Consider the following 25,543-nt stretch of genomic DNA (forward strand, 5'->3'; position numbering starts at 1 on the left):
GTAGCTAAAAGAGCCCCGTCCCAAATTAGCTAAATTGCCCTAGAGTAGCTAATTTGGGACGGTAAGGGAGAAATGATGCTCGAGAATGGCAAAACGATGCCTTCGGTTGATGCTTGGCTGCGTGAGGCTAAGGCCGATGCTTCGGCGGCTGGCTGCGGCATGTACCTGACACACAACGGTGTGGTGCGTGCGACGCCCAAGGCCGAGGTGCGCGGAGTCGAGACCGATGGCGTGGCGCCTGGGCATAAGGTGGGCGGCGTGGTGTTCGGCTTCGATGCTCAGAAGGTGCAGGCTGCTATCGAGGCCACGCGCGCGATGCCTGGTATCGGCTATGTGCGCGTGTGGCTGGCAAGCGGCGAGCTTGCCGTGGGCGACGACATCATGCTCGTGCTCATTGGCGGAGACGTTCGTCCGCATGTGGTCGATGCGCTGCAGGCGCTCGTTGGCACCATCAAAAATGAGTGTGTGAGTGAGGTCGAGCGCGAGGCGTAGAGGCTTACGTCGATAGAAGGCTCGTTTATAAAAATGCCCGCCGGTACGTGTGATACCGGCGGGCATTTTGCGTTTTGGGCGCGGTGGACGCTACACGCGCGTCGCATCCTTGGGGCTCATGGTCATGCTCTGGAAACGATTTTCCATATACTCATTATCGAAGTACGTGCCGTAGAACTGCGCAACGGGAATATCGCTGACCGTGCCGTTGACGCGCTGGTACCAGTAATCGAGCGACTGCAGCGTCATGACGCCGTCGACCAGCATAATGATGGTGAAGATGACGGTAGCGGAGTAGCGGCTCTTCCACGGAATCATGTTGATGAGATTGAGCAGCCTCGGCAGCAGCAGCTTGATCCAGATGAGGCCACCCAGGCCCCACAGGCAGGCAAAGCCCGTGCAGGTGCGTCCGCCGGTAAGGACGGCGAGTGGGTCGGGCATGCCAAAGAGCTTCATGTGCGAGTAGTTCCACGAGACCACACCGAACGAGGTCTGCATAAACCAGCCCACGAACACCTCAAAGCTTGCGCCAAGTAGGGCACTCACCAAAAAGATAATGATGGGGTTCTTTTTGTAGAAGCGGTTGAGCACCATGGTCATGAGTACGGCGCCAAATCCGTAGATGGGGCTGAAGGGGCCAAACAGCATGCCGGCGCGGTTCTGGTAGACGCCCGGGTCGTCGACCGTCATATGCCAGATGTCCTCCAGGATCAGGCCGAGTACGCAGCAGACAAAGAATACCCAGAACAGGTTGAAGTAGTTGAGCTTGATGTAGCCTTCGCCGGTCTCATCGCGGCCGAGCATGCCCTCGGCGGCGGCGTCGCGATCGAGCATCTCCTGCAGGCGGCGCTGCAGCTCGCGCTCCTGACGAAGCGTGGGGTCGACGGTGGCCGAAAGCGCGACGAGGATGCCGAGCTGGATGGCGGGGCGCAGCAAGAACGGCCCGATACCCTGGAGCATCACGTCGACCAAAAGCTCAACGACGGTAAATGCGATAAGGATATAGGACAGGCGCGCGGCGTTGCGGCGCTGGTTTTTGATAAGGTCCAGGCCAAAGATGATCAGGATGACGGCACTTGCCGCAGAGAGCATGATGCCGGCGACGATGAGTCCAACCGCGACGAGCGTGTTGTCGCCGAGCTTGGCGGCGGTGTTGCCGGTGATGAGCGCGGTGATGACCTGCCACATAAAGGCGGCGACCGACGGGAGCGTGCCCACGCCGGACAGAATGCACAGGGCGGCGTACACCTTAATGATCAGGGGGATCTTCTTGACCTCGGTGGCGCTGGGGACGCTGGGGTCGAGTTCATTTCGATCCATACATAACCTTTCTCGCTTTGTTGCAGGTTATAAGGATACGCCGCCGACCTGCCAAAAGACAGGACAAACGACCCAATTGCAACTTTGTAATCCCCAACGGTGGACACGTCGGCCATCTGGGGGCGCGGGCGCTTGCACTGGACAGACCGATAAAATGTTTGGCTACAAAACTGATTATTAGCTCGGTGGGCTTTTAAAAAGCGCTGTTCATGCGCGGGAGTGCTTGTCCTGCCGTGCGTATAATAAGGTGGGTAACGCCAAAATACGAGGCTCTGAGGGGATGCCATGTCTCAAGAAACCATCCGCGCGGCCGAGCGTGCCGCGGGACAGGTGAACACCATGTCGACGTATGATCCGGACTCCGACCAGCTGCATGAGGAATGTGGCATTTTCGGCGTATGGGCGCCCGATCGCGACGTGGCTCGACTGACGTACTTTGGCCTGCGTGCGCTGCAGCACCGTGGCCAGGAATCGGCGGGAATCGCCGTGGGTGACGGCGGCACGGTTATGGTCCGCAAGGATCTGGGCCTGCTCGACCGCGTGTTCTCCAACGCCGACCTGTCGACGCTCTCCGGCCAGCTGGCCGTGGGCCACGTGCGCTATGGCACCGCCGGTGCCAAGAGCTGGGAAGCCTCTCAGCCGCATCTTTCTACCATCAACAGCGTCATTATCGCGCTTGCTCACAACGGCACGCTGGTCAACACCGACGAGCTGCGCCGCCAGCTGATCGAGCTGGGCGTGCCGTTCCTCTCCAATTCGGATTCCGAGGTTGCGACCAAGCTCATCGGCTACTTTACTCAGCGTACAGGCCATCTGCGCGAGGGCATTCGTAAGACCATGGAACTCGTGCGCGGCGGCTACGCCATGACGCTCATCAATGAGCAGGCGCTCTATGCCTTCCGCGACCCGCACGGCATTCGCCCGCTGGTGCTGGGCAAGCTCGTGGACGAGGGCCTGGACCAAGCCGATGCCGCATCCGTTTCGCAGCTGCCGTCGCAAGACGACGCCGCGACGGTCGACGCCACCACCCATGTCACGCGCGCTGGCGGCTGGGTCGTTGCCTCGGAGACCTGTGCGCTCGACATCGTGGGTGCCGAGTACGTCCGTGATGTCCGCCCCGGTGAGATTTTGCGCATCAGCGCCGAGGGCCTGGTATCCGAGCAGGGCGTACCTGCAGCCGAAGAGCCTGCCAACTGCATCTTTGAGCAGGTCTACTTCGCCCGCCCCGACTCCATCATGAACGGCAAGAGCGTCTACGCCTGCCGCTACGACATGGGTCGCCAGCTGGCACACGAGGAGCCCGTCGAGGCTGATCTGGTCATCGGCGTGCCCGACTCCGGCCTGCCGCCCGCGGAGGGGTATTCGCACGAGAGCGGCATTCCCTTTGGCGAGGGCCTCATCAAGAATCGCTATGTGGGCCGTACGTTTATCGAGCCCACGCAGGAGCTGCGCGCCATGGGCGTGCGCATGAAGCTCAACCCGCTGCGCGACAACATCGAGGGCAAGCGCCTGGTCGTCATCGACGACTCCATCGTGCGCGGCACCACCATGGTGCAGCTCGTCAAGATGCTGCGTAACGCCGGCGCCAAGGAGATTCACATTCGCATCAACTCGCCCGAGGTCATTTGGCCGTGCTTCTACGGCATCGATACCGACGTGCAGTCGCAGCTCATCAGTGCCAACAAGACGGTCGATGAGATCTGCGAGTACATTGGCGCCGATTCGCTGGCCTTCCTTTCGGTCGAGGGCCTGCTGAAGGTCATGCCCAAGGGCGGCTATTGCGATGCATGCTTTACCGGCCGCTATCCCGTGGCGATTCCCGAGAGCTTTGGCCGCGACAAATTTATGGAGGGCTTTAAGCCCCGCAACCTGGACAAGCCGCTGCACTTTGACGACGACGCCGTGGTCGAGAAATACGACGACCGCAGCTGGGAAGAGGAACACGGCGAGGCCTAAAGCCTGCCAAAAAGGGACAGGTTTATTTTGGTAGGTTTTACCTGCTGTTTTGTTGATATGGCGGCGCGTGCTGTTATGGCGCGCGCCGAAATGAACGCAACTATGAGCACCGTTTGGCGCCCGCGCGGCGCCACGGTAATGGGAGAGGAAGGCTCAGATGAGCGACAGCAAGCATGTGACGTATGAGGATGCCGGCGTCGATACCGCCGAGGGCGGCCGCGCCGTCGACGCGATTAAGCAGATGGTCAAGGACACCAATCGCCCCGAGGTTATCGGCGGCATTGGCGGCTTCGGTGGCCTGTTCTCGGCTGCCGCGCTTAAGGATATGGAAGACCCGATCCTGATCAGCGGCACCGACGGCGTGGGCACCAAGCTCGTGCTCGCCCAGATCATGGACCGTCACGAGACGGTGGGCCAGGACCTGGTCGCTATGTGCGTCAACGACATTCTGGCTTCGGGCGCCGAGCCGCTGTTCTTCCTGGACTACGTTGCCATCGGTCACATCGAGGCCGAGCACATGGCAAAGATCATCAAGGGCGTGGCCGATGGCTGTAAGCTCGCGGGCTGCGCGCTTGTGGGCGGCGAGATGGCCGAGCACCCGGGCGTCATGGCCCCCGCCGATTACGACCTCGCCGGCTTTACCGTGGGTGTCGTCGACCGTCCCAAGATGCTCGACCCCGCAAACGTCCGCCCGGGCGATGTAATCCTGGGCCTGCCTTCCACCGGCGTGCACTCCAACGGCTACTCGCTCGTGCGCAAGGTCATCGGCGTCGACGGCATTAAGCCGGGCACGCCCGAGGCCGCCGCTAAGGCCGAGGAGCTGAGCCGTCCGCTCGAGGAGCTCGGCGGCGCATCGCTCGCTGACGCCCTGCTCGCTCCCACGCGCATCTACGTCAAGCCGATTCTTGAGCTGCTGCGCGGCGGCGCTCCGGTGCACGCGATTGCCCACATCACCGGCGGCGGTATTACCGAGAACCTCAACCGCGCGCTCGCCGACGACGTCGACGCCGTGGTCACCCGCAATGGCGCTGAGATGGGCTGGGACGTTCCGCCCGTCATCACCTACGTGTCGCGCCAAGCCGAGCTCGCGCCCGACGAGGCATGCAAGACCTTCAACATGGGCGTTGGCCTGTGCCTGATCGTCGCCCCCGAGGACGAGGCCGCGGTTACCGAGGCCCTGGTCGCGCTGGGCGAGAAGCCATTCCGCGTAGGCGAGTGCGTCGAGGGTTCCGGTAAGGTCGTGTACTCCGATGAGCGCTAACGGGCAGATGGCTGCCGCCGAGGGCCTGGACTTTGTGCCCTATGCCCGTCCGACCGGCACCGATACGGCCGAGCCGCTCAAGATCGGTGTGCTCATCAGCGGTTCGGGTACCAACCTGCAGGCGCTGATCGACCTGATCGCCGCTGGCAAGCTCAATGCTTCGATTGAGCTGGTGGTCTCGAGCCGTCCTTCGGCCAAGGGCCTGCAGCGTGCCGAGCGTGCGGGCATTCAGACGCTGACGCTTTCCAAGGATGTCTATGCCGACCCTATTGCCGCCGACGAGATCATTGCGCACGAGCTGCTCGAGCGCGGCTGCGAATATGTGGTCATGGCTGGCTACATGCGCATGGTCCGCACGCCCCTGCTGGCGGCGTTCCCCAACCGCGTGGTAAATCTGCATCCGGCGCTGCTGCCGAGCTTTACCGGCGCGCATGCGATCGACGATGCCTTTGCGCGCGGCGTCAAGGTGACCGGTGTGACCGTGCACTTTGCCAACGAGATCTACGACAATGGCCCCATCATCGCCCAGCGTGCGCTGGCTGTCGAGGAAGGCTGGGACGTCGACACGCTCGAGGAGCACATCCATGCCATTGAGCACGTCCTGTATCCCGAGGTGGTCCAGATGCTCGCCGACGGCCGCGTCCACGTGCTGGAGAGCGGCAAGGTCGCAATTGACGCGCCTCGCGGCTAGCGGCGCACAGTACAATTTATCCGAGTAGTCAGGGTGGTCATTGGCGCCAAGGCGCGCGTGGCCACCTTTTGTTTTAGGTAGTCACCTGCGACGTTCTTGAATGACTAGTCGTTTAAGAACGTCGCAGGTGACTAGGTGAGAGAGGTGAGCGCATGGCGGATAACGAAGCGCTGTTTACGCCTGAGCTGGTGTTTTTTGATTGGGAGTGCGCGACGCCGGATGAGGTGTTTGCGCGGCTCGAGGACGAGCTTGCGCCTCGCGGCTACACTGCGCCCGGTTGGCTCGATGCCGTCCGCATGCGCGAGGATGCCTATCCCACGGGTCTTGCCATGCCGGCGGCAAATATCGCCATTCCACATACCGATCCGGGGTTTGTAGCCAAGCCCTATATCGCGGTGGTAAAGCCCGCCGCGCCCGTGACATTTAACGCTATGGCTGGCATGGGCGCTCCGGTGCCGGCGCAGATCGTCATCAATCTGGGCATCGCCGAGCCGGGCGGTCAGGTCGAGGCCCTGCAGGCGCTCATGAACATCTTTATGGACGCGGATGTCGCGGCCGATGTGCTCGGCCAGACCACACCTCAAGGCATGGTCGACGCCATCCGCCGCCACTTTTAAAGCCGGCACTTGGGGACAGTCCCTAACTGCCGGCAGAAAAGGAACGTCCCCAAGTGCCAGGGTTGCCCCCTTTGTCGCGGGGGCCGCGTTGTGACACAATGGCGTTTGTTCGATTCGTGATGCGAAAGGCCAAACATGGCAAATAAGAAAAAGAACTCCGAGGCCGCGCCGACGCCCGAGCAGCAGGCTCGCGCTGCCTCCAACTCTCGTAAGAAGCAGCGCAAGACGTACGTGTCTAAGACCGTCAAGATCGTTCTGGTGGTCATCGGTGTGTTGGCGATGCTGCTTTCCGTCTCGGCCATGGCGTGCTCCGGCCTTATGTCGCAAGCAGAGGATACCTCGGGCTACAAGCTTACCGGCGGTGTGGCTGCCACTATCAACGGCACCAACCTCACCGAGGACACCGTGACCAAGCAGATCATGAGCATGCGCACGTCCTACGGCTACACCAAGGACAAGGACTGGGCGCAGTATCTGGTCGACAACGACCTCACGCCCAAGAAGTACCGCAAGCAACTCATCGACTCCTACACGCAGCAGATTCTGCTTCAACAGGCACAGAAGGAGAACGGCGTGACGGTGTCGGACGAGGAGGTCGAGAAGGCTTGGAAGGACGCGTGCAAGAGCGCGGGCGGTGCCAAGGCCTTTAAGAAGACCCTTAAGACCTACGGCTACACCGAGGACACCTATAAGAGCTCGCTCAAGGAGAGCCTGGCGCAGCAAAAGCTCAAAGATGCCGTGGCGCCCACCAGCAAGCCCAAGGACAGCGAGATCGTCGATTACATCAACGAGAATCTGTCGAACTACAACGATGCCCGCCGCTCGTCGAACATCCTGATCAAGGTCGATTCCGACGCATCCGACGAGGACAAGGCTGCCGCCAAGGCTAAGGCGCAGGAGTGCCTGGACAAGATCAACTCCGGCGAGCTGAGCTTTGAAGACGCCGTGAAGCAGTATTCCGACGACACCGGCTCCAAGGAGAAGAAGGGTGACGTGGGCTGGGACAAGCTCACCACCTTCGTCGACAGCTACCAGGCGGCACTCGAGGGGCTCAACAAGGGCGATGTGAGCGACGTGGTCGAGTCGACGTACGGCTATCACATCATCAAGTGCACCGACTACTTCCATGTCGATAATCAGGTCGATGACATCAACCAGGTGCCCAAGGCCATCAAAAAGTACGTCTCCAACGTGGTGAAGACGCAGGCAGAGAGCACTGCGTATAGCGAGTGGTTGGAGCAGTACAAGAAGGATGCCGACATTACCGTTAACCCCATGCCCAAGGACGTGCCGTACAACGTCAGCCTGAAGGGCGTCACCAAGAGTTCGACCGACGATTCGTCGACGACTGAGTAATCATGGGGCGGCGCTCGTGTGAGTGCCGCCCGCACTATTGAGGAGGGTTTGCAGATGACCAACGAAGAGCTGCAGAAGGAAATGATTGCGGCCATGAAGGCCAAGGACAGGGTTCGCCTGTCTATCATTCGCCAGGTTAAGGCTGAGGTGAAGAACATCGAGGTCAATGAGCGCCGCGACGTGACCGAGGAAGACGTCAACAGCATGATCAAACGTCTGATCAAGCAGACAAGCGAGACGCTGGAGATGTCTATCAAGGCCGGCACCGACCAAGAGCGTACCGACAACCTGACCGAGCAGGTCAAGATTCTGGAGAGCCTGCTGCCCGCGCAGGTTTCGGGCGAGGAACTCGAGGCCCTGATCGAGCAGGTCATCGCCGAGCTGGGCGCCACGTCCAAGAAGCAGATGGGCCAGGTCATGGGTGCACTCGGCAAGGCCACCGGCGGCAACTTCGACAAGCCTGCGGCGGCAAAGATCGTCGGAGCCAAATTGGCGTAATTTGTTACGCGGTTTTACCAAACCGCGTAACGGCTCGACGCTGCAAACCCACACACACGGCAATCTGACGTTCAATTTCAAGGGCGCGACCATAAGGTCTGCGCCCTTTCATTTCACGTCACCTTGCTCGCGTGTACGGGTTTTCGCTGACTTATGCTCAACAAGGGCGGTTGTATTATTTTCGGGTCTTGAGGGGCGTGGCCGTCATGGTCGCGCCCCTTTTTGGTGGGGCACCCATTGGGGACAGACTTAAATGAGTGCCCAATGAGCAGGTACTCATTTAAGTCTGTCCCCAATGGGTGCCAACGAGTGGGTGGAAGATTGCGGGTTCTTTACGGGGGTGCAGTGTGGGCTGCGGAAACGCGATTCTTTCCGTACAATGATGCAATTCGTGTAAACGCAGGGAAGGGGCATTCATGGCAGACATGATCGAGATCAAGCATCTCAACAAGTACTTTGGCGACCTGCATGTGCTCAAAGATATCAACCTCACCGTCAAGCGCGGCGAGAAGCTCGTAATGATCGGGCCTTCCGGTTCGGGCAAGTCGACGCTCATCCGTTGCGTCGACTATCTGGAGGAGCCCACATCGGGCGAGGTCATCATCGACGGTACGCCGCTCACCAAGAAGAATCACCTGGAGATGGCTCGCAAGTACAGCTCCATGGTGTTTCAGCAGTTCAACCTGTATCCCAACATGACGGTGCTCGGCAACCTGACGCTCGCGCCCATCAAGCTGCAAAAGAAGAGCAAGGAGGAGGCGACCGAGATCGCCATCGCCGCGCTCAAGCGCGTCGGCATGGCGCATAAGGCCGGCGAGTATCCGCAAAACCTCTCGGGCGGTCAGCAGCAGCGCATCGCCATCGCCCGTGCCCTGTGCACCAAGCAGCCCATCATCCTGTTTGACGAGCCGACCTCGGCGCTCGACCCCGAGATGGTGCAGGAGGTGCTCGACGTTATGATTGAGCTCGCGCAGGAGGACATCACCATGATCTGCGTGACGCATGAGATGGGCTTTGCGCGCCAGGTGGCCGACCGCGTCATCTTTATGGAGGACGGCCGCATCCTGGAGGAGGGCACGCCCGAGCACTTCTTCGATAACCCCGAGAACCCGCGCTGCCGCGAGTTCCTGTCCAAGATTCTGCATTAGGCGCGGTGATGGACATGACGGATATGACGAGGGCGGCCGTGTCGCGCCGTCACTTTTTGCAGCTGGCGGGCGCTGGCATGCTCGCGCTGACGGGGACCGCGCTCACCGGTTGCGGCAACTCCACCAGCGGCGAGGCCTCCGACAAGGGCTCCAAGCTTGCGGCCATCAAGTCGCGCGGTCATCTGAATGCCGGCGTTAAGAAGGACGTTCCCGGCTACGGCTATTACGACACCGCCAAGGGTCGCTTTGAGGGCATGGAAGTCGATTTGTGCTACCAGATTGCCGCCGCCGTCTTTGATGTGAGCTACAAGGAGGCCCGCGCCCAGGAGCTGGTCGAGTTTACCGACGTAACGCCCAAGACGCGCGGCCCGCTGATCGACAACGGCCAACTCGATGTGGTCGCGGCGACCTACACCATCACCGACGAGCGCAAGAAGAGCTGGGATTTCTCGACGCCGTATCGCACCGACTACGTGGGACTCATGGTCAAGAAGCGTTCGGGCTTTTCCTCGATTGAGGACCTGGACGGCAAGGTCATCGGCGTGAGCCAGGGTGCCACCACACAGGGCCTGATCGAGCAGATGATCAAGGATAACGGCTTTAGCTGCGAGCCCGAATTTAGGGCCTTTAGCGGCTATCCCATCATCAAGAGTTCGCTCGACGCCGGCAATATCGACGTCTTTGCCATGGACCGCTCCACGCTGGCCGGCTATATGAATGAGACCGTCGAGCTGCTGCAGCCCGAGGTCAAGTTTGGCGAGCAGGGCTACGGCGTGGCGACCAAGAAGGACTGCGACCTTTCGGCCGTGGTCGATCGGGTGGTCTGCGATCGCCTGGCCGACGGCTGGCTCGATCAAGAGGTCAAGACCTGGGGTCTTGTGTAGGCGCATCGTCCAAGGAAGGAATCAAATGCTCGAAGGATTGTTTGACGCCGATCGCTGGTCGACGACATTTCAAAACATGGGGCCCTTCTGGGAGGGCTTTGGCGTGACGCTGCAGGTGGTTGTTGCCGGTCTGCTGTTGTCGCTGGCGCTGGGCACGCTGCTGGGCGTGTTCTCGACCACCCGTTCGCGCGTGCTGCGTGCCATCAGCCGCGTGTACGTGGAGTTTTACCAGAACACTCCGCTGCCCGTGCAGGTACTCTTTATGTACATGGCCGGCCCGCAGTTTTTGCAGGCCATAACCGGCGCCGACCAGCCGGTGCGCATCGCGCCGTTTGTGCTGGGCTTCTTGGGTGTGGGCCTGTACCACGCGGCCTACATCTCGGAGGTCATCCGCACCGGCATCGAGGCCGTTCCGCGCGGTCAGATGGAGGCGGCCCAGAGCCAGGGCTTCACCCGCGCGCAGGCTTACTGGTACATCGTGCTGCCCCAGACGTTCAAGATCATCCTGCCGCCGCTGTGTAATCAGGCGCTCAACTTGGTCAAGAACACGTCGGTGCTGGCGCTCGTAGCCGGTGGCGACCTTATGTACCGTTCCGACAACTTTGTGAGTCTGTACGGTTACCTGCAGGGATACATCGTCTGCTGCCTTATGTACTTCATCATCTGCTTTCCGCTCGCCATGCTGGTGCAGTGGCTCGAGCGCCGCTCCAAGGAGCGTCCGCGCGGCGTGAGCCTGGCCGAGCTGGGGCTCGACAACGTAGAGGAGGCCTAGCGCATGGAAATCTTCAACGCGACCAACCTGCTCTACATTTGGGGCGGCTTTGTTAAGACCATCGAGATCTCGGCGCTGTCGATCTTTTTCTCGCTCATCTTTGGCACGGTGCTAGCGCTCGTTAAAAGCTATGCGCCTCGCCCGTTCCGTATTTTGGTGAGCGCCTATATCGAGCTGTTCCGTTGTACGCCGAACCTGCTGTGGATTCTGTTTATCTACTTTACGGTGCAGGGTTTGGACATTGTGATCTCGACCATAGCCTTTACGCTGTTTACCAGCGCTGTTATGGCCGAGATTGTGCGCGGCGGCCTCAACTCGATTCCGCGCGGCCAGTTTGAGGCAGCGCAGAGCCAGGGTTTTGGCTTTTTTGCCACCATGCGCTACATCATTCTGCCGCAGACGTTTAAGACGATCATTCCGGCGCTGTTCAGCCAGTGCACGACCGTCATCAAGGACAGCTCGTATCTTTCGGGCATTAACGTGGCCGAGCTCATGTACACGGCAAACGTCGTGATGGCCCATGCGATCGACCTGTCGCAGGTGCTTATGCTCTACGGCCTGGTGTTTGCGATGTACTTTGTGCTCAACTTTGGTATCTCGTTGCTGGTGAGGGCATATCAACGTCGTATCGTGGCCGCATAGTCCTGCTTCCCCAAGCACGGCACCTTGCCCCTCAATCGTCGCTTGCGTACATTTAGTACGCGGCGCTCCTCTTTCGGGGCAATCTGCCGCACTTGGGAAACCAGGACCGGCGTAAGTGACAAAATGGGAAACAGAGACTGCCTTTTTCTCATTTGTTAGAAAGGAATCGCGATGAGCGATCTGGAGAACAAGAAGAATCCTGTGGTCATTACCATCGCGCGCGACTTTGGCGCCGAGGGCCACGAGATTGGTCGCATGCTTGCCGACGAGTTGGGGATTCCGCTGTACGATAACGAGCTGCTGGTACGTGCTTCGCTGCGCACAGGCGAGTCGCTCGACAAGATGGTCGCTTACGACGAGCGCCTGGCCGTGGAGAACATGGCGTTTCTGCCCGACCGCTACGATGCGCGTTCGTACTCGGATAAGTTGTTCCAAAAGATGAGCCAGGTGATTTTGGATCTGGGTGAGACCGAGAGCTGCATTATCGAAGGCCGTCTGTCCGATTATCTGCTGCGCAACAACCCCAACCACATTGCCGTGTTGGTGACCGCACCCTTTGAGGACCGCGTCGAGATCGTGCGCAAGAAGCGTGGCCTTAATAAAAAGAAGGGCGCCAAGCTGGTCAAGCAGCAGCAAAAGGCGCGCGAGGCGTTCTATAAGCGCTATAGCGCCGGAAAGTGGAAGATGACGAGCGGTAAAGACATCGTCGTCAATCGCGCCAAGCTGGGTCGCGAGGGCTGCAAAGACGTCATCGCGGCGGCCTACCGCTACAAAGTGGCCCAGCTCGAAGGCTAGCCGACCAAAACCACCACAAAGGGGACAGGCACTTTTGTGGTGGTTTTTGTTTTAGGCCGAGGGAAAGGCCTTGGTGAGACCGGCGCGCGTCTGCGTGTCGGTCTTTTGATAAATGGAGCTCAGGTGGCGCTGTACCATGCGCATCGAGATACCAAGCTCCTCGGCGACCTGTTTGAGCGGGCGCTCATCTTGGGTCACAGCCACCAGCACGTCAACTTCGCGTGGGGTGAGAGCGTGATCGGTGATGAAGACCTGACGCTGCTCCTCGATACTCGGTGCTGCCAGCGCCTCCTCGGCAAGCTGTTGATGTTCGCGCTCCTGCTCGGTTTGGGGCGGGCGGAATAGGCCCGCGGCAACGAATGCCGCGCAGGCGGCGACGAGAAGCACGACCGCGCCAATCATGATGAGGGCGACGTTGCCAGAGGTCACAAGCGCAAGCGAGACGCCCGACGTGGTGAACGCGCACACGTTATTGGCTGCACGGCCCATGCCGGCCCAGAAGGCGGGCACGTGCATGCGCGGTGCCAGCTGAGTAAACGTGGCGGTAAAGAACGTGACAAAAAAGCCCGAGCTCAGGTAAAAGACAATGAGGCCCAGGTTGGGATCGGCTCCTGCTTCGACGGCTAAGATCGAAATGGTGGAGAGTACCGTGACGCCGAACATGACGAGTCCCATGTAGCGACGCTCGGCAAGACCAAAGATAAGACCGGCGGCAAGACCGCTCGCTGCCAAAAAGAGGCGCGGCCAGGTCTGCACGGCGATGGTGCCGTGGGCGTTGGAGAACGTGACCACGTTATCGAGAGTAGAGAACAGACAGGCCAGAATCATGACGAGCGCGATGCTCCAACACGCCTGCTTGGCAAGGGCGTGCGATGGCTCAACAAAGGGATTGATGGCGGGGCTGGAGCTCTCAGCAGCCTTTTGGGGAACGACGCTGAGGGCGGAGATAGCGATCGTCGCTGTGCCAAGGACGATGAGCTCTGCGATGCCGCCGCAATTGAGCAGGTTGATGGCGAACTGCATCAGGATGCCCGCGGCATAGGCTGCTCCCGCACCGGTGGCGAGCTTGGGATCGTCTTGGAATGTCGTTGCGAAGGCATGGTGTGCCGCGCCGCCCAGTAGGCCGAGTCCGAGGAATGCGAGGCATCCCAGAATCTCGAGCGCAAGCGGGCTCGTGGGGGACTGAATCTGAGTCAACCCCAAGATGGCGATGGGGACGGCGGCGCTGACAACTGCCTGAGGCCGGCTTTTGCGCTGTGCGAGCCCGAGCAGCGGCGCATATCCGATAAAGCCGATCACGCTGGCGCCGAGGATGAAGCCCTGCGCAATCACAACACGCTCGGCACCGGCGAGCAGCCCGACATTAATGTCGAATCGAAACTCGGCGGCAAGAAAGACAAAGGTAAAGAGCGCAAGTGCCAGAAGCGCGTTGATTTTAGGCTTACTCAGGTTCAAGAACGGTCCTTTGGATGGACGAATAATCGTGTCCTCGATTGTGGCGTTCCTGGGACGAGTGTGGCGATGGTGAAATCATATTGAATTAAACCGCAGGTAGAGGCCTAGGTTCGCATCTATGAACCTAGGCGTACGGAGTCATTTGGCGCATCTTGGTGGTACAGGACCACCACAAAGGGGACAGGCACCTTTGTGGTGGTATGCCCCTGCGACCAAGGAGGCCGTTATGTACGGAAGCCGCTTTGATAAGCAAACTCAGCGCGAGCGCACCTGCTCGTTGGTTCATGGTACCTGGCGTTGTGTAGGTGCCAAAATCGCTTGTGCCGGCGCGTGTGCGCTTATGGTCGGTCAGTTGCTGCTGCCGAGCGTGGCGCTGGCGACCGAATATGCCGATCCCGCCGCTGCGACGGGCGAGGTCGCCGCGGCTCCGGTGACGCCGACGGTTGCGGAGGATACGGCGGCTCCGGCGCCGGTACCGGTGGCCCCGGCTGCGCCGATGGCTGACGCGGCTCCGGTGGCGCAATCCACGGCAGGACCTCAGCAGGCTCAGCAGGACGCACCGGCGGCAACGGTGAACGATGCGACACCCGCCGAACAAAACACTCCCAGCGACAACGCCGCCACGCCGGCAAACGATACCATCATGCCCTGTGGCGTGACCGACGCCACCGAGAACCCGGGTGGCGTCAACTTCAACACGACCGTGGTCGATCATTATACGGACTGTGTACTTCCGGGCAACATCACGCTCGAAAAGGGCCAGTCGTATACCTATGATTTTCCCGATGTAGAGGGCGGCATGCCGGATGAGCCGCTCTGCGAACTTGTCGAAACCAAGTACTACCGGGCCGATGCTGTTTCGGGCACCCTGGCTGAAGTCCAGGACACATCTATGTCCGATGTGACGGCTCACTTTGAGCCTGTTGGCGATCACATGAGGCTGACGCTGACCTTTACGGGTGCCGCGGCAGGCGGCTCGTATCGACTCACACGCAATGAGGTTCTTTATATTGGCGCGGCACTGACGTATACCGGAACTGACTATGAGGGCGGTGCCATCATTGTTGGGGATCCCGATGATATCTTCAACGCCTATCAGCCAGGCAGCTCGATTACCCTCAACGAAACCAGGGACGACTATTACCTCCGCTATGCCATCAATAGCGAAATTACGCTTGTTGCATCGGAAAACGAAGCCCTCCATAACTTGGACGTCAACGACGTGAAGACCGACTACGCGCCCGGCGAGGCGCCCCGCGCGACCGCGACGATCCCCGCCGCCGATGCCGACAAGTATGAGATCGCCTACGAATGCTGGGAGGAAATGGAGCTCGACATGGAATCCGGGGAGTCGGTACCCGTTGCCTTCTGGTATTCCGACCCCGCAAAGTACACGCCGGGCATGAAGAAGATTGACCACTTCGAAGAGGGCAAGTTCTACATGTACTCCGTTGAGCTGAGGCTCAAGGGCGACAATACCGTGGCCGATGACTGCATGATGTACGTCAACGGTCATTGGGCGCACCACATCAAGACCGTCAACGGCGTCTTCGCGCCCACTGCTGACAATATGCTGTGCGAGCAGCCGATTGACGAATGGCGTGCCATCGACGTTATCGAGATCAACGGCGCCACGACCACCTTTAAGGCGGGCGATAAGCCGGTCTTTACGGCGAATGTTCCGGCGGGTTCCGACTCTATTCTCCAGTGCGAGTTCTGGACGGGCAGCGACGGCAGCGAAGTAAATTCCGTTGAGTTCTGGGACCAGCACATCACCAACCATATCGACGCGTTTAAGCCCGGTGTGACCTATCGTTACGGCCTGTACTTTAAGCCGGCGCGTGGTTTCTACTTTACGCCGAACACCAAGCTGATGGTCAATGGCGTGGAGTGCGGATATCAGACGAGCGAGGTAAGCGAGATCGATCCCGAGAGCGGTTGGATCTACACACTATGGCTGAGCACCAACCTGACGTTTACGCCCGAGGCCACGCCGGCCCCCGATCCGCAGCCTACGCCGGATCCCAAGCCGACACCTCAGCCTGGGGTGAAGCCCGAGACCAAACCCGCGGCCAAGCCGGTCACGACAACCACCACGACCAAGACGGTTGAGAAAACCACGCCGGCCAAGAAGCCCGATGCTGTCCTGGTCGCCACGGGAGACGCCACCGCGATAACGGTCGCCGCCCTGGGCATCGCTGGCGCAACTGTTGCCGCTGCCGGTGTTGCTGCGACCAAGCGTCGCAAGCGTTAGGTTGCGCTCCGCCACGACGGATGAATAACCCCCAACCACCACAAAGGTGCCTGTCCCCTTTGTGGTGGTTTGCACAGGTAGAACGGTAGGTTCGTATATATGAACCTACCGTTCGCTTTGTTTTTGGACAACGATTACGCTGGATGACTTTTGGTTTGCAGGAAAGGAACGACCATGAGGTGGACTACTGTTCGAGCGCTTTGCCGCCGCCTGACCATTGCCGCGGTGACCCTCACCATGGTGACGGGCTCGTTGCCTGTGGGCGCGTTTGCTGAGGTGTTCACCACCGATAGCACCTTTGTGCAGACGGATGTCGAGCAAGTAGACGCCGCCGACCCCGCCGACGCTGCGCCCGATGCCGATGCCGCCAACGCCGCCGACCCCGCGCCCGATGCCGGCGCTGCCGATCCCACAGTGCCCGCCGTCGATGACGCCCCTACGCCCCCGGCCTTCGAGATTGCATCGGCGGCGGGCCTGACGGGCGCCGGGCAGGCCGAGAGCACACCTGCGGGTACGCTTGCCACCGATCTTGTCGAGGGCAAGGAGCTCGCCGAACAGCAAAAGCAAGAGGAGGCTTCCGGCACCGAGGCGACCTGGAACGAGGAGCTTGAACTCTGGGCAACCTCGAAGGGCGCCACGGGCGTAAAGGGCGAATACGACGATGGCTACGTGGCCGGCGAGCAGACCCCCGCGCAGTACTACTTCTCGATCGATAGCCTCACCAACGAAATTTCTATCGAGTATGGCGACGCGGGCATTACCACGTTGGAGGTGCCCTCGACCATCGACGACAAAAATGTCGTAAGCCTTACGGGTATGGGAAGCGCTGCGCTCACATCGATCACCTTCGCTTCGAATTCACATGTCCGCTCGGTTGGCGGCTTGGGCGGCAGCAGCATCAAAGAGATCGCACTGCCCGATTCGGTCGAGGAGCTCAAGAGCTATGCATTCTACAAGAGCAAGACGCTCCAAACGGTAACCTGGCCCAATAACGCGGCCTTTACCACGATTCCCGAGCAGGCCTTTAAGGACTGCGAACAACTTGACGACAATGTGGTGGCAACGCTGCCGCCTTCGGTCAAAACCATCGCCTATCTTGCATTCGCCTATTGCGGCGTGCCACAGTTCTATGTCTCGGACACAACAGTGCTCACCTTTACCCAGATCAACGTGCCGGGCACGGTGGAGCGGATTGGGCCCTATGCCTTTAACGGGTGCGAGCATGTGTCGTCGGTGACGATTGGCGACGGCGTCAAATATATCGGAGCGCACGCGTTCGCCTCTCTTGATCCTGCGATTGCCGGCAAAGAGATTGTGCTACCCAAAAGCGTGGAAATGATAGAGTGGGGAGCTTTTGAGAACACGAGATACGGAAACGAGACGAACCATAATGCCGTTGCCCTGCGCGTGATGAACCCCGATCTTCAGTTTGGTGAGGCGGGCTATTCGGGCGACTATAATGAGCGCGTGACAATCGATGGCGTAACGTATGCGATTCCCTTTAGTGAAGGCCAGACCATCTATGCCTATGCGACCGATTCGGCTGGCAACCCCTCGATGGTCAAAAAGCTTGCCGATGCCGTGGCCGATCGCAAGGACTCCGTCGATTCCTCGAAGCCTGCCTACACGTTTGAGTGGATGGGTGAGGCGGCCCAGGTGACGGGCAAACTTCCCCAGAGTGCGACGGCTACACTCGTGCAGGCGGGGCAGTCCACGCCGCTGGCGGTTGGCGATGACGGCAGCTTTACAGCGGACGCTCTCTCCAAGACAGCAGCCACCCTGCGCATTTCGCTCAGCGGTTACTATGACATGGTGCTGGCGCGCCCGGGCGACCAGATGACGGGCACATGGAATATCGGAGAGATTAAGGCGGAGGACTTTACCAAGATTCCGGCCTCGCGCGCGATTGAACTTAATGTGGCCTATCTCGAACCGGTCGCAGGCCAGGATAAGACCGAACGCATTGAGCTCGATAGTCTCGATAACATCGATCTGACGGTGAAGAGCGGCGGCAAGACGCTCAAACCTGCCAAGGGCGACAAGGAAAACGACTACCGTATCCAGGGTACAGCGCTCGTGGTGTCGCAGGCCATTGCCGATGCAGACCAGGATCTGGAGATAACGCTCGTGCCCAAAGACAGCCTCAAGCTGGGTGGGGCGACGGCGACGGTGAGGCCTTCGGCCGGCAAGGTCGATATCGACTTGAAGCCTTGGGGCACGGCGACGGTCACGACCAAGGGCGACTACCAGGGTGCCAACCGCGTGCTGGTGTTCCGTACGTCCGACGGCAAACTGGTTGCCGACGGCATCACCTATCTGATAGGTTACGAAGACGACGGCACCACGCCTATCATGAAGGCCGAGACGCCGCGCCTTAAGGCCGGTTCGTACACCATCGTCGCCTTTAACAAGACGAGCTACGACATCCAAGCGACGAGCTATTCCACGTTTAGCCGCCTAGGGCTGACCGTGGGTAAGCATATCGCGCAAAAGCAGGTGAAGATTGAGGACGGCAAACAGCTCGACGTGACGCTCGACGTCCCCACGTTTGACGTGGAGACGTATCGTGCCGAGCGCGGGCTGACGGCGGGCTCGGTTATCGCTGATTCGTCCGCGGTTGTTGGCGCGGAGACCGAGCTGCGCATTCATTACGAGCTCAAGGACAGCCAGGCTGCCAAGATAGAGATTCCGCTGGCCAAGGATGCCGTCGAGGATGTGTCCGCAGGCGCTCGCGAAGCCGGCGCCAGCTCCGATGCCATGTGGGCTGCCACAACTTGGGAGGGCGACAACCTCGTTCTCGATATGAAGAAGAGTGCGGGCGCCGATGTGTTTGTGCGCTTTAAGCCTAAGGCCGCGGGCATCTATGCCGTCTCGCCGCTTATTACGCTGGGCGAGGTGACATTGCCGCTGGGAAGCACCACACTCGAGGTTAGCGGATCGCGCATCGAGGTCGACAACACCGACGTTCACAGCCTGCTGGGCAATGTGGCCTACGTTTATGCAGCGCCGGGCAAGAGCGTGCAGCTCACCGTGGGGACGGGCTCGTCGGCTGCAAAGTACACCGGCAAGACCAATAAACTCGGCCGTGCCAAGATTGAATACGAACTGCCGCAGGATACGCTTGCCGCCGAGCGTGTGACGCTCGAAGCGCGCGTGGGCTCGACCGATGTCGCCGCCGCTGCCGCAGAGGTGACGGCTCGCAATTATGTGCGCTATGTTCCGGGCGCTTCGGTCTGGAACTTTGATGTGACGTATCGTGGCGGTACGCAAAACTTGGTCAAGGACGGCAAGGACACCGGCAAGAGCCTGTGGACCTTCCATCATCTGCCACAAAAGAAGAACGCCTACTGGACCTTTGACATCACGCTCGAGGTGGGAAACGAAGAGGCCGCCGACACGCTCGACCTGTACGTGGACTGCGTGGATGGCAAGACGGTGACGATTCCTCTGACTCAAAAGTCGCGCGAGGGCACCCGTGTGCGCTATGTGGCGGAGTATGTGGACGAGGGATATCTCAAGCTGCTCGACGAGTTTAACAAGGCGAATGACTCGACCTATGTGAACTGCGGCAACTTTGAGCAGATCTTTATGCCGCAGACCTACCGCATCTCCAATGCTCAGCTTATGACCATGCTGAGTTTTGACGCCAACGCTTCGGCCAAAAAGCATTCCGCCGCGGCCGAGGAGCGCCAGCAGGAGTTCTCGAATGCCGTACAGCAGTGGCACGAGTATATGATGGATAACTCGTTTAATGATGTCGATGAGGCCTTTAACGACGCGATTGACCAGATGGTCGCCGATGCGTTTGCCGAGGAGGACGAGGACGGTAAAGAGGACGAAGCCCAAGGTGGAGCTGCCCGTAAGGCTCGTCGCGCCCCTGCCGCCAGCGACGTCGAGGGCGATGATGCTGGCAACGACGAGGCCGCGCAGTTTGCGGCTGAGCTCAAGGCCGCGGTCGGCGGGTCGGCGGCGCTGCTGACCAAGCAGGGCGACAGCTATGGCGTCAACGTGGACAAGATGATCTTTGAGGATGCTTACGGCACCAGCGAGGATTGGTATCAGGAACTCGCGGCGGCCCAGGGCGCGAACGCTGCGGATGCGGCCGCCATCAAGGAGCTCATCGACCATGCGTCGCGAGCGGAGTTTATTGCCCAGCAGGCCGAGGATCTGGTGGGCCAGTCGATGGGTATCGGCCAGCTCGACCAATACGGCAGCTGGAATGATGCAACCGCCGCAGCGCTCAACAAATGCGCGGGTATTAAGGCCAGCGAGTACAACGGGCAGTCGACGAGCGGGTTTAACGATTTGGGCCAGGCGCTCGGCAGCTCGCTGAGCTACAAGGCGGCTGATGACGATACCGTCAAGGGCTTTAAGGTCGCCGCGCCCGATGGCGAGCAGACGGCCTATATAGAGTCGGAATTTATCGAGAACTCCAATAACAACAAGAACCAGGCGCTTCTGTTTAACTCGATTGCCATGCAGTGCGACATTCTGGACAACCTGTACGACAACTGGAATGTGGTCCATAGCCTCAACAACTCCAAGGTGCGCGGATGGCTCATGGCCTGGAAGCTCAACGGCGACGTGAGCGCCCATATGAAGCTCATCCGCACGATCCGTTCGCTCAAGAGCTATAAGATCGAGTGCGAGATGTTCGGACAGGTCTTTAAGACCGATGCGTGGAAGGCGGCCGGCCAGGCGTTTCCCGCGGCGACCCAGGGCATCGGCATCTTTACCGGCATTTACGGCGTGAACGATGCCAGCAAGAACTGGGAGAACGTGAACGTCCGTATGCAGAAGGTGAAGGGCGAGCGCGAGGGCTATGAGCTTCAGCATACGCGCTTGCTTGCCAAGCCCGAGAAGACCGAGGACGACTGGAAGTGCATTTACGCGCTGCGTGACGCCATGGAGAAGGCGCGTGCGTTTGAGGATCTGCTGTATCGCCAGCTCTGCCACGACAGCACCGATGTGGCAGTGGGCTCCATTATGACAATCGCCGGCGTGTTGACGGCCGGTTCGGCGGGTACCGTGGTGGGCGCTGCCTATGATGCGGCTTCGACCAGCGTGGGTTCGGAGCGCGCGATTAAGCTGACCAATGCTGAGTGCGCCTACGATGTCGCCTGTGAGCAGGTGGAGCGCGCGTGCCAGAATCGTATTACGGTCAACTGGGGCGAGCTGACCGATGCCGAGGTCTATAACGCCAACAAGGACGGCTTGATTTCGGACGAGAAGATGCAGTCGATCTTTGAGGCACGTTACCGCCATGTGGCTGCCAAGGCTGCACCCGACCCTGCGGGCGTGGTGTACGAGGGCCTGCTGTCCAATACGGTTGAAGGCGCGACGGTTGAGCTGTGGAGCGCCGACGATGCGGCCGGCACCAATGCCACGCGTTGGGATGCCGAGGAGTATGAGCAGGACAATCCGCTTGCAACGGGTGCGGACGGTGCGTACAACTGGAATACGCCGACCGGCTGGTATCAGGTGCGCGTGACCAAGGACGGGTATGAGGAGGCGTGCTCCGCCTGGCTGCGCGTGCCGCCGATTCAGACTGAGGTGAACATTGGTTTGGTGTCGACGGCGGCGCCCGAGGTGGCTTCGGCCCATGCCTATACCGATTGCATCGATGTTGAGTTTGCGCAGTATATGGACGCGAGTGACGATGCTCTGGCCGCGCTGAATGCGCAGGGCTTGGGCGATGTGACGTACAGCTGGCTCGATAAGCAGGATGACCCCGATGGCAAGCCGCTGTCGCGCGTGCTGCGTATTCGCTATGCCGATGCGCGTGAGGCGGGCTCGACGGTGGCGTTTGAGCTTGATGGCGCTCGGAACTATGCGGGCACGGCCATGTCGCGCTGGGCAAGCGGGGAGCTTGCCGTGGGCGTTCGTGCCGACAAGCTCAAGCTCAACGTGGAACAAGCTGTGACCATGCTTGAGGGCGGCGACTTTGAGCTAGTGGCACATGTGACCGATAAGGCGGGCAAGCCGTTTGCGGGCGCCAAGGTTAGTGTTGGGCTGGAGTCCTCGGCTATCTGCTCTGTCGATGCCGCCCAGGCCGTGACGGGCGAGGACGGCGCGGCGACGTTTGTGCTGCATGGTGCTCTGCCCGGTTTGACGACGTTGACGGCGGCGGTGGATGGCACGGCGCTGTCCAAGCAGGTTGACGTGCGCGTGTCTGCCGAGGCCGTGCGACCGGCGCGACCGGCGGCGACGATTGGTGCGACGACGTTTGGCTCGTGGTCGCCCAAGGAGAATTACATTACGGTGCCCAAGGGTACGAAGCTGGAGCTTTCGGCGGAGGATGGCGCGACGATTTGGTACACCACCAACGACACCTGCCCCTGCCGTGACGAAGGCCGCGTAAAGTACACCGAGCCTATTGCGCTCGATAGCAACATGTATGTGCGCATTGCGGCACAACGCCCTGGCATGTCGTACAGCGAGTATTCCGAGCGTCTGAACATTACGATTACGGTGACCGATGAGGCGGTGCCTGAGCCCAAGCCGGAGCCCGAGCCCAAACCGGAACCCAAGCCGACGCCTGGCGGTGGCGAGCAGGGTGGCGGTGCGGATGGCTCTGGCGGTACCGGGGCTCCTGCGGGTGGTTCGACTTCGACGACGACCACAGTGACGACGGACAAGTCCAAGGGTAAGGGTGAAAACGGCAAGAAATCCGGCGCCACGGAGCTTGCCAGCACGGGTGACTCCGCCGCGATGACGGTCGCCGCCCTGGGCATCGCCGGCGCAACCGTTGCCGCCGCCGGCGTCGCCGTGACCAAGCGACGCAAGCGCTAGGTTTTGGTGGCGGCGCCCATTCCCGGCTTTTACAAAATCTCAATCTGTAACACCAAGCCAGATATTTGGACTCAAGGTGTTACAGATTGAGACGAAACGACCAGGCGAGTTCAAAACCACCACAAAGGTGCCTGTCCCCTTTGTGGTGGTTTGGACGGCCGGCATAGAAAAAGTCCCCGCCGGGCGTGTGCTCGACGGGGACTTTGCCGTTTCATGGCTAGCGCTGTAGGTGATTACTCGCCCAGCAGGCTCTTGGTGATGGAAGCGGCGGCCTTCTTGCCGGCGCCCATCGCCAGAATGACCGTAGCGGCACCGGTGACGATGTCGCCGCCGGCCCAAATGCGGGGATCGGTGGTCTGGCCGGTCTCCTCGTCAGCGACGATGTAGCCCCACTTGTTGAGCTCCATCTTGCCGCCGATCTTGGCAGCGAAGGGGTTGGCGTTGGTGCCGATAGCCGAGATCGCGACGTCGCAGGGGATCTCCTCGATGGCACCCTCGATGGCAACCGGACGACGGCGGCCGGACTCGTCGGGCTCGCCGAGCTCCATCTTCTGGACCTTGACGGCGCACACGGAGCCGTCCTCGCCAGCGACAAACTCGAGCGGGGAAACGAGCGGCAGAACCTCGACGCCCTCGGCCTTAGCATGGTGCAACTCGGCGCGACGGCAGGGCATCTCGTCCTCGGTACGACGGTAGGCGATGATGGCGTGCTCGGCGCCCAGGCGCTTGGCGGTACGGACGGCGTCCATAGCCACGTTGCCGCCACCAAAGACGACGACGTTCTTGCCGTGCTTGGTGGGGGTGTCGTACTCGGGGAACTTGTTGGCCTTCATCAGGTTCACGCGGGTGAGGTACTCGTTAGCGAAGAAGACGTTGGGCAGGTTCTCGCCGGGGACGTTGAGGAACTTGGGCAGGCCTGCGCCGGTCGCCACGTAGATGGCGTCGAAGCCCTGCTCGAACAGCTCCTCGGCCGTGGCCATGTTGCCCACGACGGAGTTGTACTCAAACTTAACGCCCATGTCCTCCAGGCCGTCAATTTCGCGCTTGACGACTGCCTTGGGCAGACGGAACTCGGGGATGCCGTAGACCAGCACGCCGCCGCCGGTGAAGAAAGCCTCGAAGACGGTGACGTCAAAGCCGTTGCGGGCGAGCTCGCCGGCGCAGGTGATGCCGGACGGGCCGGAGCCGACGACGGCGACCTTCTTGCCGTTCTTGGGGGCCATCTTGGGCGTGGAGGCGAGCTCGGGGCGGTCACCCAGGAAGCGCTCGAGCTGACCGATGGCCACGGGCTCGGACTTCTTACCACGGATGCACTTGCCCTCGCACTGGTTCTCCTGCGGGCAAACGCGGCCGCAGATGGCGGGAAGCATGGAGTCCTCGCGGATGGTATCGAGGGCGCCGCCGAAGTCCTTCTCGCGGATCTGCTCGATAAAGCGGGGGATGTTGATGTTGACGGGGCAGCCCTCAACGCAGAACGGCTTCTTGCAGTTGAGGCAGCGCTCGGCCTCGGCCAGCGCCATCTCCTCGGTGAAGCCCTTGTCGACGGGGCGGAAGTCGCAGGCGCGCTCGGCAGCCGGCTCCTCGTTATCGGGGGTGCGGGGCGACTTCATATCGGCAACGAAACGACCGTTAACTAGTGGCATGCGCAGCTCTTTTCCTCATAGGCCTTGAGGGACTCGCCCTCTTCGGAACGGTAAGCGGCCTGGCGGGCACGAAGGTCATCCCAGTCGACCAGGGTGGCATCGAAGTCGGGGCCGTCGACGCAAGCGAACTTGGTCACGCCGCCCACCTCGACGCGGCAGCAGCCGCACATACCGGTGCCGTCAACCATGATGGGGTTGAGCGACGCGGTGATGGGGGTGTCGTACTTCTGGGCGGTGAGGGTCGAGAACTTCATCATCGGAACGGGGCCGACGCAGAAGACCTGGCTCACGGCCTTGTCCTGCAGCAGGCGCTCCAGCGGAGCGGTGACAACGCCCTGCTCGCCATAGGAGCCGTCGTCGGTGGTGATGTGGATATGGTCCTCGTCGAGGAGCTCGCGGAACTGGTCCTCCATGAGCAGGAGGTCCTTGGTGCGGGCGCCCATGATGGCGTGCACCTCGTGACCGGTCTCGACCAGGTGCTTGGCGACCGGGAAGGCAATTGCCAGACCGACGCCGCCGCCAATGACGGCGCAGGGGCCCTCGGCCATCTCGGTGGGAACGCCCAGCGGGCCCACGACGTCGCGCAGCGACTCGCCGGCCTCGTAGGTGGAAAGCATCTCGGTGGTCTTGCCGATCACCATGAAGATGAACTCGACCCAGCCCTCGTCACCGTTCCAGCCGGCCAGGGTGAACGGGACGCGCTCGCCCGTCTCGTTGGCGCGAACCATGAGGAACTGTCCAGCATGCGCATGCTTGGCGATTGCGGGCGCCTCGATGCGGAACTTGAACACCTTCTCCGAGAACTGCGTCTTCTCCAGGATCTTATACATAGAACCCCTCTCTTGTTAGGGCGACCGAACCGTGCCTCCACGGAAATGGACGGCAGCCCGATTAGAACCGTACGCGCACAGGCGTTGTGCAGACATACGGTGCAAATTATACCCTCATGGGCATGTCGCTTGCGTGT

At 60.6% G+C, this 25,543-nt stretch carries 18 protein-coding genes; 14 read left to right on the plus strand and 4 right to left on the minus strand.

Features of this window, described 5'->3' with window-relative positions:
• The first annotated feature begins 72 nt into the window (after positions 1-72).
• A complete protein-coding gene (locus DXD94_RS03845) occupies positions 73-492 on the plus strand; it encodes a molybdenum cofactor biosynthesis protein MoaE (RefSeq protein WP_117763271.1) in 420 nt (139 codons plus the stop codon).
• A gap of 90 nt (positions 493-582) precedes the next feature.
• On the opposite strand, the gene DXD94_RS03850 is transcribed toward DXD94_RS03845, so the two are convergent.
• Complete coding sequence (locus DXD94_RS03850) at positions 583-1,812, minus strand: putative ABC transporter permease (RefSeq protein ID WP_117743346.1); 1,230 nt, start codon at positions 1,810-1,812, stop codon at positions 583-585.
• A 285-nt stretch (positions 1,813-2,097) separates the two neighbouring features.
• On the opposite strand from DXD94_RS03850, the gene DXD94_RS03855 reads away from it, so the two are divergent.
• The 11 genes from DXD94_RS03855 to DXD94_RS03905 all read left to right on the plus strand — a co-directional run bounded on the left by DXD94_RS03855 (position 2,098) and on the right by DXD94_RS03905 (position 12,432).
• The gene (locus DXD94_RS03855; RefSeq protein WP_117743345.1) at positions 2,098-3,768 is read left to right on the plus strand and encodes an amidophosphoribosyltransferase; all 1,671 of its coding nucleotides are present in this window, start codon (positions 2,098-2,100) and stop codon (positions 3,766-3,768) included.
• A 157-nt stretch (positions 3,769-3,925) separates the two neighbouring features.
• Entirely contained in the window at positions 3,926-5,029 is a 1,104-nt protein-coding gene (gene purM, locus DXD94_RS03860; protein ID WP_117743344.1) for a phosphoribosylformylglycinamidine cyclo-ligase, read from the plus strand.
• On the plus strand, positions 5,019-5,720 hold the full coding sequence (gene purN / locus DXD94_RS03865; protein ID WP_117763272.1) for a phosphoribosylglycinamide formyltransferase: 702 nt from the start codon (positions 5,019-5,021) through the stop codon (positions 5,718-5,720). The genes purM and purN overlap by 11 nt, the downstream gene beginning before the upstream one ends.
• Before the next feature lie 152 nt (positions 5,721-5,872).
• Positions 5,873-6,337 carry a PTS sugar transporter subunit IIA gene (locus tag DXD94_RS03870; protein WP_117743342.1) on the plus strand — a complete coding sequence of 155 codons (465 nt, stop codon included), beginning with the start codon at positions 5,873-5,875 and terminating at the stop codon, positions 6,335-6,337.
• 135 nt (positions 6,338-6,472) lie between these two features.
• Complete coding sequence (locus tag DXD94_RS03875; protein ID WP_117743341.1) at positions 6,473-7,693, plus strand: peptidylprolyl isomerase; 1,221 nt, start codon at positions 6,473-6,475, stop codon at positions 7,691-7,693.
• 54 nt (positions 7,694-7,747) lie between these two features.
• Entirely contained in the window at positions 7,748-8,191 is a 444-nt protein-coding gene (locus tag DXD94_RS03880) for a GatB/YqeY domain-containing protein (RefSeq protein ID WP_117743340.1), read from the plus strand.
• 416 nt (positions 8,192-8,607) lie between these two features.
• The gene (locus DXD94_RS03885) at positions 8,608-9,339 is read left to right on the plus strand and encodes an amino acid ABC transporter ATP-binding protein (RefSeq protein ID WP_055251548.1); all 732 of its coding nucleotides are present in this window, start codon (positions 8,608-8,610) and stop codon (positions 9,337-9,339) included.
• An 8-nt stretch (positions 9,340-9,347) separates the two neighbouring features.
• Positions 9,348-10,223: a transporter substrate-binding domain-containing protein gene (locus DXD94_RS03890; RefSeq protein ID WP_117763273.1), complete on the plus strand. Its 876-nt coding sequence runs from the start codon at positions 9,348-9,350 to the stop codon at positions 10,221-10,223.
• Between the two features lie 25 nt (positions 10,224-10,248).
• Entirely contained in the window at positions 10,249-10,995 is a 747-nt protein-coding gene (locus tag DXD94_RS03895; RefSeq protein WP_117743673.1) for an amino acid ABC transporter permease, read from the plus strand.
• 3 nt (positions 10,996-10,998) lie between these two features.
• Positions 10,999-11,637 carry an amino acid ABC transporter permease gene (locus DXD94_RS03900; protein WP_055285379.1) on the plus strand — a complete coding sequence of 213 codons (639 nt, stop codon included), beginning with the start codon at positions 10,999-11,001 and terminating at the stop codon, positions 11,635-11,637.
• A gap of 171 nt (positions 11,638-11,808) precedes the next feature.
• Complete coding sequence (locus DXD94_RS03905) at positions 11,809-12,432, plus strand: AAA family ATPase (RefSeq protein ID WP_117763274.1); 624 nt, start codon at positions 11,809-11,811, stop codon at positions 12,430-12,432.
• A 51-nt stretch (positions 12,433-12,483) separates the two neighbouring features.
• Here DXD94_RS03905 and DXD94_RS03910 read toward each other — a convergent pair whose 3' ends face one another.
• Positions 12,484-13,887, minus strand: a complete 1,404-nt coding sequence (locus DXD94_RS03910) for a helix-turn-helix transcriptional regulator (protein WP_117763275.1) — start codon at positions 13,885-13,887, stop codon at positions 12,484-12,486.
• A gap of 226 nt (positions 13,888-14,113) precedes the next feature.
• On the opposite strand from DXD94_RS03910, the gene DXD94_RS03915 reads away from it, so the two are divergent.
• Together DXD94_RS03915 and DXD94_RS03920 are read left to right on the plus strand one after the other, a co-directional pair.
• Positions 14,114-16,141 (plus strand): hypothetical protein, encoded by a 2,028-nt coding sequence (locus tag DXD94_RS03915; protein WP_117763276.1) that lies wholly within the window; start codon positions 14,114-14,116, stop codon positions 16,139-16,141.
• A gap of 174 nt (positions 16,142-16,315) precedes the next feature.
• The gene (locus DXD94_RS03920) at positions 16,316-22,933 is read left to right on the plus strand and encodes a leucine-rich repeat protein (RefSeq protein WP_199568371.1); all 6,618 of its coding nucleotides are present in this window, start codon (positions 16,316-16,318) and stop codon (positions 22,931-22,933) included.
• A 233-nt stretch (positions 22,934-23,166) separates the two neighbouring features.
• Here the strand turns inward: DXD94_RS03920 and gltA are convergent, their stop codons facing one another.
• Together gltA and DXD94_RS03930 are read right to left on the minus strand one after the other, a co-directional pair.
• Positions 23,167-24,576: an NADPH-dependent glutamate synthase gene (gene gltA, locus DXD94_RS03925; protein WP_117734771.1), complete on the minus strand. Its 1,410-nt coding sequence runs from the start codon at positions 24,574-24,576 to the stop codon at positions 23,167-23,169.
• On the minus strand, positions 24,567-25,406 hold the full coding sequence (locus DXD94_RS03930; RefSeq protein WP_006235793.1) for a sulfide/dihydroorotate dehydrogenase-like FAD/NAD-binding protein: 840 nt from the start codon (positions 25,404-25,406) through the stop codon (positions 24,567-24,569). The genes gltA and DXD94_RS03930 overlap by 10 nt, the downstream gene beginning before the upstream one ends.
• Between the last annotated feature and the right edge of the window lie 137 nt (positions 25,407-25,543).

This window comes from Collinsella sp. TM10-22 (assembly GCF_003466125.1).
Classification (GTDB): Bacteria; Actinomycetota; Coriobacteriia; order Coriobacteriales; family Coriobacteriaceae; genus Collinsella.

Coding starts and splice junctions, on each gene's coding strand:
- DXD94_RS03845 (WP_117763271.1), top strand. CDS start 73: ATGATGCTCGAGAATGGCAAAACGATGCCTTCGGTTGATGCTTGGCTG.
- DXD94_RS03850 (WP_117743346.1), bottom strand. CDS start 1,812: ATGGATCGAAATGAACTCGACCCCAGCGTCCCCAGCGCCACCGAGGTC.
- DXD94_RS03855 (WP_117743345.1), top strand. CDS start 2,098: ATGTCTCAAGAAACCATCCGCGCGGCCGAGCGTGCCGCGGGACAGGTG.
- purM (WP_117743344.1), top strand. CDS start 3,926: ATGAGCGACAGCAAGCATGTGACGTATGAGGATGCCGGCGTCGATACC.
- purN (WP_117763272.1), top strand. CDS start 5,019: ATGAGCGCTAACGGGCAGATGGCTGCCGCCGAGGGCCTGGACTTTGTG.
- DXD94_RS03870 (WP_117743342.1), top strand. CDS start 5,873: ATGGCGGATAACGAAGCGCTGTTTACGCCTGAGCTGGTGTTTTTTGAT.
- DXD94_RS03875 (WP_117743341.1), top strand. CDS start 6,473: ATGGCAAATAAGAAAAAGAACTCCGAGGCCGCGCCGACGCCCGAGCAG.
- DXD94_RS03880 (WP_117743340.1), top strand. CDS start 7,748: ATGACCAACGAAGAGCTGCAGAAGGAAATGATTGCGGCCATGAAGGCC.
- DXD94_RS03885 (WP_055251548.1), top strand. CDS start 8,608: ATGGCAGACATGATCGAGATCAAGCATCTCAACAAGTACTTTGGCGAC.
- DXD94_RS03890 (WP_117763273.1), top strand. CDS start 9,348: ATGGACATGACGGATATGACGAGGGCGGCCGTGTCGCGCCGTCACTTT.
- DXD94_RS03895 (WP_117743673.1), top strand. CDS start 10,249: ATGCTCGAAGGATTGTTTGACGCCGATCGCTGGTCGACGACATTTCAA.
- DXD94_RS03900 (WP_055285379.1), top strand. CDS start 10,999: ATGGAAATCTTCAACGCGACCAACCTGCTCTACATTTGGGGCGGCTTT.
- DXD94_RS03905 (WP_117763274.1), top strand. CDS start 11,809: ATGAGCGATCTGGAGAACAAGAAGAATCCTGTGGTCATTACCATCGCG.
- DXD94_RS03915 (WP_117763276.1), top strand. CDS start 14,114: ATGTACGGAAGCCGCTTTGATAAGCAAACTCAGCGCGAGCGCACCTGC.
- DXD94_RS03920 (WP_199568371.1), top strand. CDS start 16,316: ATGAGGTGGACTACTGTTCGAGCGCTTTGCCGCCGCCTGACCATTGCC.
- gltA (WP_117734771.1), bottom strand. CDS start 24,576: ATGCCACTAGTTAACGGTCGTTTCGTTGCCGATATGAAGTCGCCCCGC.
- DXD94_RS03930 (WP_006235793.1), bottom strand. CDS start 25,406: ATGTATAAGATCCTGGAGAAGACGCAGTTCTCGGAGAAGGTGTTCAAG.